The sequence below is a fragment of the Mycobacterium sp. genome (assembly GCF_035623875.1).
GTDB lineage: Bacteria > Actinomycetota > Actinomycetes > Mycobacteriales > Mycobacteriaceae > Mycobacterium.
In genome coordinates, this window is sequence record NZ_DASPSP010000281.1 from 1 (window position 1) to 9,828 (window position 9,828).

The 9,828-nt window shown below is 64.5% G+C and carries 8 protein-coding genes; 5 read left to right on the plus strand and 3 right to left on the minus strand.

The window, feature by feature from the left end; translation table 11 throughout:
- Positions 1–49 precede the first annotated feature (49 nt).
- The 3 genes from VEI45_RS22655 to VEI45_RS22665 all read left to right on the plus strand — a co-directional run bounded on the left by VEI45_RS22655 (position 50) and on the right by VEI45_RS22665 (position 5,446).
- Positions 50–1,138 carry a dihydrodipicolinate reductase gene (locus tag VEI45_RS22655; RefSeq protein ID WP_324856774.1) on the plus strand — a complete coding sequence of 363 codons (1,089 nt, stop codon included), beginning with the start codon at positions 50–52 and terminating at the stop codon, positions 1,136–1,138.
- A gap of 195 nt (positions 1,139–1,333) precedes the next feature.
- Entirely contained in the window at positions 1,334–3,136 is a 1,803-nt protein-coding gene (gene ngg, locus VEI45_RS22660; RefSeq protein WP_324856769.1) for an N-acetylglutaminylglutamine synthetase, read from the plus strand.
- Positions 3,137–3,268: 132 nt separating this feature from the next.
- A complete protein-coding gene (locus VEI45_RS22665; protein WP_324856770.1) occupies positions 3,269–5,446 on the plus strand; it encodes a glutamine synthetase III in 2,178 nt (725 codons plus the stop codon).
- Positions 5,447–5,451: 5 nt separating this feature from the next.
- Here VEI45_RS22665 and VEI45_RS22670 read toward each other — a convergent pair whose 3' ends face one another.
- Complete coding sequence (locus tag VEI45_RS22670) at positions 5,452–6,423, minus strand: aldo/keto reductase (RefSeq protein WP_324856771.1); 972 nt, start codon at positions 6,421–6,423, stop codon at positions 5,452–5,454.
- Positions 6,424–6,610: 187 nt separating this feature from the next.
- Entirely contained in the window at positions 6,611–6,850 is a 240-nt protein-coding gene (locus tag VEI45_RS22675; protein ID WP_324856772.1) for a hypothetical protein, read from the minus strand.
- A 291-nt stretch (positions 6,851–7,141) separates the two neighbouring features.
- On the opposite strand from VEI45_RS22675, the gene VEI45_RS22680 reads away from it, so the two are divergent.
- Positions 7,142–7,903, plus strand: a complete 762-nt coding sequence (locus VEI45_RS22680; protein WP_324856775.1) for an SDR family oxidoreductase — start codon at positions 7,142–7,144, stop codon at positions 7,901–7,903.
- 195 nt (positions 7,904–8,098) lie between these two features.
- Positions 8,099–8,317 carry a hypothetical protein gene (locus VEI45_RS26525; RefSeq protein WP_414687565.1) on the plus strand — a complete coding sequence of 73 codons (219 nt, stop codon included), beginning with the start codon at positions 8,099–8,101 and terminating at the stop codon, positions 8,315–8,317.
- A 114-nt stretch (positions 8,318–8,431) separates the two neighbouring features.
- Here VEI45_RS26525 and VEI45_RS22690 read toward each other — a convergent pair whose 3' ends face one another.
- On the minus strand, positions 8,432–9,577 hold the full coding sequence (locus tag VEI45_RS22690; protein ID WP_324856773.1) for a glycosyltransferase: 1,146 nt from the start codon (positions 9,575–9,577) through the stop codon (positions 8,432–8,434).
- Positions 9,578–9,828: the final 251 nt, after the last annotated feature.

The following is a 9,828-nucleotide window of genomic DNA, read 5'->3' on the forward strand; positions in this document are numbered from 1 at the left end:
GTGGCAGCGCCGCCGACGTGTACGCGGCATCGCAGAAAGGCTGAACCGAATGAATGCACCCGCTCGACCGGTCCGCGTCTTCCAGGTCGCTACCGGGAACGTGGGCAAGGAGATGATCAAGCGCATCGCCACGCAGCCCGATCTGGAGCTCGTCGGCGTGCACTGCTACTCGCCGGAAAAGGTCGGCAAGGACGTGGGCGAGCTCGCCGGCCTGGCACCCAACGGGGTGAAGGCCACCGGCACCATCGAGGAGATCATCGCGGCCGGGCCGGACGTTCTGACCTTTCACGGCGTGTTTCCCGACGAGGACCTCTACGTCAAAGTGCTTGAGGCGGGCATCAATATCGTCACCACCGCCGACTGGATCACCGGGTGGCACCGTGACAAGAACCATCCGCACCCGTCGGGCAAGCCGGTGACCCGGCTCCTGGCCGAGGCCTGCGAAAAGGGTGGCGCGACTTTCTACGGCACCGGGATGAACCCGGGCCTGAACCAGATCCTCGGCGTGGTGTGCTCGGCCGACGTCGCGGAGATCGAGAACATCACGACCATCGAGTCCGTCGACGTGTCATGCCACCACTCCAAGGACACCTGGATCGAGGTGGGCTACGGCCAGCCGGTCGACGATCCGCAGATCCCGTCGAAGCTCGAGAAGTACACCCGCGTTTTCGCCGACAGCGTGCTGATGATGGCCGACTGCTTCGATCTGGCGCTCGACGAAGTGAAGTTCAGTTACGAGCTGGGCGCGTGTACCAAGGACGTCGACCTGGGCTGGTACACACTGCCCAAGGGTTCGCTCGGCGGAAACTACATCAAATACCAGGGCATGGTTAACGGGGTCCCGCGGGTCGAGACGCATCTGGAGTGGCAGATGACCCCGCATACCGACCCGAGTTGGAACATCAAAGGCTGCTACATCACCCAAATCACCGGCGACCCGTGCGTCTACAACAAGCACATGATCTTCCCCAAGCCCGGCGTGGACCTGTCCAATCCGGACAATTTCGCCTCCATCGGTATGACCGTGACCGGCATGCCCGCCCTCAGTGCGATCAAGTCGGTGGTGTCGGCGCGGCCGGGGCTCATCACCAGCGCCGACCTGCCGTTGCGCGGGTTCGCAGGGCGTTTCAAGCGATAGGTCTCGACACCTGCCCAACGCCAGGCGGTCGCCGGTGCTGCGCCGAGGTTCCGTCGGTGCCAGACTAGGGGTTGGTGCTGCGGCCTCGAATGGGACAGGGCAGCTGATAGACGAACTGTTGAGTTGGGTAGACGACATGGCTATGACGTGGGAATGGCCGTGGCCGCAGCGCCGTGACGGGACAGGACCGGCGGCATGACCGCTGTCGACCCTTCAGAGGACCATCCCGAGGCAATCACGCTTGGCCTACATGATGCGTCCCCGCCGCATCTCGTGGACGCGATGGCCAAAGATGTGGAACTCGAATTGGGTTGGGGCCGATTGATTTTTGGCCAAACTTTCGCCGATGCCGCCACGCTGACCGAAGCGCTGCGACGAGAAGTGGCCGGGCGCCGTGACATCTGTATCTACGCGCGCGAGTCTCACGTGGTGGTCGCCGGAGCCCCGACCGAGCTTTTCATCGATCCCAGCCACACCTATCGACTGCGCTTCACCGATGACGCAAACCAGGAAAACCTCGCTCCGTCGCCGATCGGTGTGACAGTGCGGACGCTGAACGACCCGGCCGATGCCGACGCGATGAACCGGGTATTCGTTCGCTGCGGGATGGTCCCGTCGCCGGTCGAGACGATCTGGGACAACCACCTTCATGCCGACTCGGTGACCTACCTGATCGCGGTGCGTGACAATGACAACGCCGTGGTGGGCACCGTGACAGGTGTCGACCATGAAGTGCTCTTCAACGACCCGGAGCACGGATCGAGCCTGTGGACCTTGGCGGTCGACCCTGCCGCCGCCCTTCCTGGAATCGGGGACGCGCTGACTCGGGCCCTGGCCGAGCACTTCCGCAGCAAAGGCCGCGCCTACCTTGACCTTTCAGTCGCACACGACAACGCCGCGGCCATCGGCCTCTACGAGAAGCTGGGCTTTCGCCGCGTTCCGGTGCTGGCCATCAAACGCAAGAACGCAATCAACGAGCCGCTGTTCACGCCGCCCTCGGAGACCGTCGACGACCTCAATCCGTACGCGCGGATCATCGCCGACGAGGCGATGCGCCGCGGTATTTGGGTCGAGGTCCTCGACGCTGAGACCGGCGAGATGCGACTGACCCACGGTGGCCGCAGCGTAATCACCCGTGAGTCGTTGTCCGAGTTCACTTCCGCGATCGCGATGTGCCGGTGCGACGACAAACGCTTGACCCGGCGCCTGGTCTCCGAGGCGGGTATCGCCGTGCCTCGTGCCCGTTTGGCGACTCTCGACGACGACGACTATGCGTTCCTGATAGAGGTCGGAGAGGTGGTCGTCAAACCGACTCGCGGTGAGCAGGGCAAAGGCATCACCGTGGGCGTTCTCGCGGACCACGGTCCTGACGAGCTCGCCGCCGCCGTGGCACGCGCGCGGGAGCAATACCCGGAGGTGCTGATCGAGCAGCGGGTCGCGGGCAGCGACCTCCGGTTGGTGGTGATCGATGGTCGGGTGGTGGCGGCCGCGTTGCGGCTGCCACCCGAAATCATCGGCACCGGTCAGCACACCGTGCGGGATCTGATCGCGGCCGAAAGCCGACGGCGGTCTGCGGCCACCGGCGGTGAGTCACGCATCCCACTCGACGAGGTCACCGAGGCGACGGTCGCGGAAGCCGGTTGGCAGCTGGACGACGTCTTGCCGCAAGGAACCCGGCTCCGGGTTCGCCACACCGCCAACCTGCACCAAGGTGGCACGATCCACGACGTCACTCCTGAGGTGAACCCGGAACTCTGTGAGGTTGCGGTGGCCGCGGCCGAGGCTATCGGCATCCGGGTGACTGGCATCGACCTGCTCGTGCCTGACATCACCGGCTCTGAATACGCCTTCATTGAAGCCAACGAGCGACCGGGCCTGGCCAACCACGAACCACAACCCACCGCTGCGGCTTTCATCGACTATCTATTCCCCGGCCATCCCGGCCAGCCGCTGGCGTGGACTCCGGAGGAGTCTCGCCCTAGCGCGGCTGAAACATGATGTTGACCGTGCAAATCTCGTCGCCATCATAGTTTGACGGCCGCGTAACATTTCCGCCATCGATGGTCCTTAATGTCGGCCGAGCAAACAACCGACAATTCGATGCAATGCATCGCGGCGATAGGGACTCCATTGAGCGGCAACACAGTGCGCCTGCAGGCGATTACCAACGTCGAGGCGTATGTGCCTCCAGCGATCAGTTTCGACCCGGGCGAGGAACCGGGGGAGATCTTCGGATCGAATGTCTTCACCAAGGCGGAGATGCAGGCGCGGCTGCCGAAGTCGGTGTACAAGTCTGTGGTGGCGACGATCGATAAAGGTGTCAAGCTCGACCCTGCCGTCGCCGACACGGTCGCAGTCGCCATGAAGGACTGGGCACTGGAGAAAGGCGCGACTCACTACGCCCACGTCTTCTATCCGATGACCGGCCTGACCGCGGAAAAGCACGACAGTTTCTTAGAGCCCGTCTCGGACGGGCAGACGCTCGCCGAGTTCGCCGGCAAGACCCTTATCCAGGGCGAGCCGGACGCATCCAGCTTCCCCTCTGGTGGATTGCGGAGCACCTTCGAAGCACGCGGTTACACCGGTTGGGATGCCACCAGCCCTGCCTACATCCTGGAGAACCCGAACGGCAACACGCTGTGCATCCCGACGGTGTTCGTCTCGATGATCGGTGAGGCGCTGGATTTCAAGACGCCGTTGCTGCGCAGCCAGCAAGCCATGGGCGCGCAAGCCGAGCGCATCTTGAAGTTGTTCGGCCACAAGGACTTCAATCATGTCGTCTCGTTCTGCGGACCTGAGCAGGAGTACTTCCTCGTCGACCGGCATTTCTTCCTGTCTCGTCCGGATCTGATCAACGCGGGGCGGACGCTGTTCGGCGCCAAGCCGCCGAAGGGCCAAGAGTTCGACGACCACTACTTCGGTGCGATCCCCGAGCGGGTGCTGGGCTTCATGATGGACACCGAGCGGGAGCTGTTCAAACTCGGTATCCCCGCCAAGACCCGGCATAACGAGGTGGCCCCCGGTCAGTTCGAGGTGGCGCCAATGTTCGAGCGGGCCAACATCGCCTCCGATCACCAGCAGCTGCTGATGACGATTTTCAAGACAATCGCCAAGAAGCACGGCATGGAATGCCTGTTCCATGAGAAGCCGTTCGCCGGCGTCAACGGTTCCGGCAAGCACGTCAACTTCTCGGTGGGCAACGCCGAGCTGGGCTCGCTGCTGGTCCCGGGTGACACGCCGCACGAAAATGCCCAGTTCTTGGTGTTCTGCGCCGCGGTGATCCGTGCCGTGCACAAGTTCGCCCGGCTGCTGCGCGTGGCGGTCGCGTCGGCCACCAACGACCATCGCCTGGGCGCCAACGAGGCGCCGCCGGCGATCATCTCGATCTTCCTTGGCGAACAACTCGCCGACGTGTTCGAGCAGATCGCCAAGGGTGCGGCGACCTCGTCAAAGGGCAAGGGCACCATGATCATCGGTGTCGACACGCTGCCTCCGCTGCCGACCGACGCGGGCGACCGCAACCGCACCAGCCCGTTCGCGTTCACCGGCAATCGGTTCGAGTTCCGCGCACCCGGCTCCGGGCAGACGGTCGCCGTGCCGATGATCATCCTGAACACGATCATGGCCGACTCGTTCGACTACATGGCCACGGTTCTCGAGAAGGCCGTTGCAGATGGCGAGGATTTCGACAAGGCGGTACAGAAGCTGCTCACCGAGGTCATCACCGAACACGGTGCGGTCGTGTTCAACGGGGACGGGTATTCCGAGAATTGGCAGATCGAAGCGGCCGAGCGCGGCCTGCCGAATCTCAAGACCAGCTTGGACGCCATTCCGGAGCTGATCAAGCCGGAAGCGGTCGAACTCTTCGGGAAATACGGGGTGTTCAGCGAACGCGAGTTGCACAGCCGCTACGAGGTCCGCTTGGAGCAGTACGCGCTGACCATCGGCGTGGAGGCCAAGCTGGCACTGGAGGTCGGCACGACGATAATCCTGCCGGCCGCGCTTCGTTACCAGACCGAGCTCGCGCAGAATGTCGCCGCGTTGAAAGCCGCCGGCGTGGAGCCGAGCACCGCTGCGCTGGAAGCGGTTTCGGCGCCAGTCGCCGATCTTGAGGCGGGTTTGGCGAAGCTGAAGGCGGTGCTGTCCGATCACTCGGCGGAATCGGTGCTTGCTGAGGCCAAGCATGCCCAGGAGGAGTTGTTGCCGGCGATGGCCGCGATTCGGGCAGCCGCCGACGCACTCGAAGGCATCGTGGCCGACGATCTGTGGCCGCTACCCACTTATCAGGAGATGCTCTACATCCTCTGAACCACTCAGTGGCCGCCGAGCCGTTCACGGACCGTGTCGGCGAGGAATTGCCGCGTCGACACCGGCCGGAAATTTCGGGCCGCGTCGGTGAGGGCGTCCCGGGAGTCTGCGCTCAGCTCGATATCGGCGGCCGCGACGTTGAACTCGAGCTGCTCGACGCTTGACGCCCCGGGGATGGCGACCACGTTGGGCAGGCTGATCAGCCAGGCCAGCGCGACCTGAGCCGGCTTGGCGTCGACCTGTGCGGCGACGTCGCGCAACGTCTGCAGCAGCGGCTCGATCCGGCGCAGATTCTCGGTGCCGAAGAGCGAGTTGATAGTGCGAACCCCACCGGGCCGGTTGTTCACGCCGTACTTGCCGCCCAGTAATCCTTGCGCCAGCGGGCTGTAGGCGATCACGACGCGGTTCTCCCGCTCGGCGAAGGGCACGAGGTCGTCGAGCGCACCGGGGTGGGCGAGCGAGAAATGCACCTGGTTGCTGATGACGGGTCGTCCGAGCGCGGCATCGGCCTTCTGCCAGCGAGACAGCGAGTAGTTCGAGACGCCGGCTGCGCCGATGGCGCTGCTGTCGAGCAGATCGCGCATGCCCGGCATGATCACCGAGTCGGGAACCACCGGGTTGGGCTGGTGGATCTGGTACAGCGGGATTCGGTCCAGCTGCAACCGTCGAGCACTGGCCCGCTCGCGCTGTTTGACCACGGCAGGGAAAGGGGCGACCGGGAAGATCTTGCTGGCCACCGCAACTTCGGTGCGCTCGTCGCCCAGTGCCTCACCGAGGATCCGTTCGCTTTTACCCAGCCCGTATACCTCGGCGGTGTCGAACAGCGTGACCCCCAAGGCGCGAGCGCGATGAACGATGTCTCGGGCGGGTCCTGAGGCGTAACTGTCCCCATAGCCCCACTCGCGCGACCCGAACTGCCAGGTGCCCAGCCCGATCCGGCTGACTCTTCCGACTCCGTCGACGTCCAGATACTTCATCCTGCTCACCGTAGTGAGTCGGGATTTATGTCGTGTAGGCGCCCTGCCGACGCACTACATCATCTGGGCGGCGTCGGAGCCCGCATGAGCCATGGTGATCGCGCCGTGCCTTTCAAGTATCTCCAAGACTTGTCGGGATGCGAAAAGGAGGACGTCGAGCCGGCCCCTCATGTCCTCTGCCCCGGACTCATCTCAGGCCGAAGACCTGGTCAAGGATGCGATCGGCAACCTGCGACATGCCCGCCGTAACACCCTCATTCACACTGTGGTGGACGGCCTCCAGGTCGGCCCGTAGTTGATCAGTCACTAGCTCGGTTACGACGGTCTGCAAGACGTCCGGACGCGCGGAAGCCTGGGTCAGGGTGCTTAGCCAATTGTCGTAGTCGCGCTCGTCGGAGCCCATCTCGGTCACGTCAAGAGAGGTCATGCCCATCTGGTCACACTCCCGAAATTCAGCTACGCGTGCGGGGCGGACCCCGCCGATTGCCACCCGGGATTACCCCGCCGTTGATGTGTCTAAACTCCAAATCCCAGGCCACCGACTATCCGGAATCACCGTCCAAGGGCCTGGAATCACTGTCCGAGTGCCCGAGCCCCTCGCTTGCCACCAAGACGAAAGAGGTTGCGGCGATGGCCGGGAGTTACCGGCGCAGTCGGTGGCCGATACGCTGTGCCTGCAGCGGGCTCGTTACAAGAGAGGGCGAATATGTCAAGGACAGTGGTGGTCGGCGCCTCGAGTGGCCTCGGGCGTTGCATTGGCGTCGGTCTCGCGCAGCGTGGCGCTCAGGTCGCGTTGCTCGCCCGTCGTCGCGCGCGTATCGAGGCGGCCGCGGAGGAGGCGGGCTCGGGCACGGTCGCGATCGAATGCGACGTCACCGACGAGGGATCGTGTCGATCGGCCATCAACGATGCCGCCGATGCGCTCGGCGGTATCGACAACCTGATCTACACACCAGCGATAGGGCCACTCGTCCGGATGGTCGACACCGATGCAGAAACGTGGCGGCGCGTCTTCGATACCAATGTCATCGGTGCGGCGCTGGTGACGGCGGCGGCCGTGCCACACTTGACGGCCTCGGCGGGCAAGGCGGTCTACCTCTCGTCCGACGCCGGTCCTTTCGGACCGCCCTGGCCGGGCCTCGGCGCCTATGGCGTCAGCAAGGCCGCGCTGGAGCAGCTTGTCGAAGCCTGGCGAGCGGAACACCCGGGCATCGGCTTCACGTGCCTGATCGTGGGGGAGTGCGGGGGCGGCGAGGGCGACGCCGGGACGGGAATGAACGTCGGGTGGGATATGGACCTGGCCATGAAGGCCGTTCCGCTGTGGTCTTCGCGTGGCTGCATGCCGGGCAAGTTAATGCCGGTCGAAGACCTCATCGAAGTGGTGCACACGATCCTGCGTACCAACGCGTCGACGTCGATGCCGGTCGTGGTTGCGAGAGGGGCGCCGGCTAGCCCGGCAGCGTTTCCGGATCCCAGCTAGTCGCGGCAGAACGTCTGGACCGGCGAAACTGTTGAACGCGAGCTTATCCTGGCCGCTGGGCACGACCACGTCCTCTACAGTTGCGCTGATCACGACGAGCGAAGGAGACGCCGGATGGCGTGGTTCCTTGCCCTCCAGGGCCCATCCCAAACACTTCACCAGTCGTTGGTCTACGAGCTTTAGGACGCGGTGGACGTGGACAAGATCGCGCAAGAGCTGGTGAGCTCCGCGACGCTGGATCGGGTGGTGCCCATTCCCGCGGTGCTGTCGCAGAACAAGCGTCGACATCAGAAAGTCACGCTGTTTGTCCGGCCTGCCGCGTGGGGCCTGTGGGCGTTTTACGAGCTGTCCGACGAAGACCGCCGTCAGCTCTTGAAGGACAGCCCGGTGATCAACGCGCTCGCCCAGGCCTAGCAGCGCCGTAAGGCGAACGCCGCCGGACAGCGGGGTCCGATGACGGTGCAACTCAATCCGCTCACCGGCCAGGTGGGACCCGCCGACCACAGCTAGACACCGCAGCGGATAGCGCTACGCGGTGTTTTGCGAATCGCCGAACTCGTCGGTGACCGACGCGGCCCCGAGCGTGGTCAGCATTCCAACTGCCGCGCGCTGCCAAGTAAACATCTCGGCGCGGCGCCTCGCGCAGGCGCGCCGATGGTCTTCGGGCCGGCTGACGACCGCGCTGACCGCCTGTGCGATGGCCGCGGGATCGTTGTCGGCCAAGGCGCCGCTGTCGGCAGTGATGATTTCGCTCAGCGCCGACGTGCGGGAAACCACGGCCGGCGTCCCACACGCGAGCGATTCCAGCGCCGCCAGCCCGAAGGTTTCGTGCGGCCCCGGTGCAAGCGCGACATCAGCCGAAGCCAGCAGCGCGGCGACGGTGTACCGATCGGAAATGAAACCGGTGAAATCGATCGGCAGTCGAGCGGCCTGCCGTTGCAACCTGGCCCGCAACGGGCCGTCGCCCACGACGACCAGTCGTGCCTCGACACCGGCAGCACATAATTCGGCGACCGCGTCGATGCTACGGTCGGCCCGCTTTTCGACCGACAGGCGGCCGCAGTGCACCAGCAGGATCTGGGACGGCGCGGCCCAGCGCTGACGTATCAGGGCTGAGCGCCGGCAGGGATGGAAGGTTTCCAGGTCCACGCCCAGTGGAACGGTGACGGTATTCGTCGCCCCGATGCGATCGAATTCCTCGCGGGCAAAGCCGGTGGTGCACACCACGGTGTCGTAGTTGGCGGCGGTGCGCCTATTGGCGAAGTCAGCGAACTTCTGTGCGGTTCGACGCGGAAGTACTTGGCCCGCAAGGCGATCAAGGCGCTCATGGGAGATCATCACCGTGGTGGCGCCGTGTTCGCGCCCCCAGCGGCCCAGTGATCTCAACGTGAGCCGGTCAGAGACCTCCAAAGTGTCCGGTCCGAGCGCTTCCAGCAGTGCCCGCACCGGTCCCGGCAACACCGCGCGGTAGCCGCCGGTGAAAGGAATCAACCTGGCGGGCACGGTGATTCGCACCACGCCCGTGGACAGCCGAGTGTGCGCAGCATGCCGACCCGGGACGATCAGAAACACCTCGTGACCGGCGGCGCAGTATTCCGCGCCGAGCCGGTCTACGGCGGTGCGAAGGCCGCCGGAGCGAGGTCCATAGAAGTTGGCGACCTGAACGACACGCATATAGTCAGCAGAACTGCCGCTTGTGTGCGGTCAACGATCTGACATCGACGGTTGGCTGAACAAGCCATGAACTCCAAGAACCCAAGAACGCAATGAAACATGATGGTAACCGCGACGGGGCCGTTGAGGGCTTTGGAGCGGGCCGAGGCGTGTCCTCAGGCAGCGATGGGCCGAAGGCGAAAGAGTCTGATCTCGCGTGGTGCGCAGCTGGCGCGGTAGCGCTCGTAACCGGCATAAAAGTCGGTGACCCT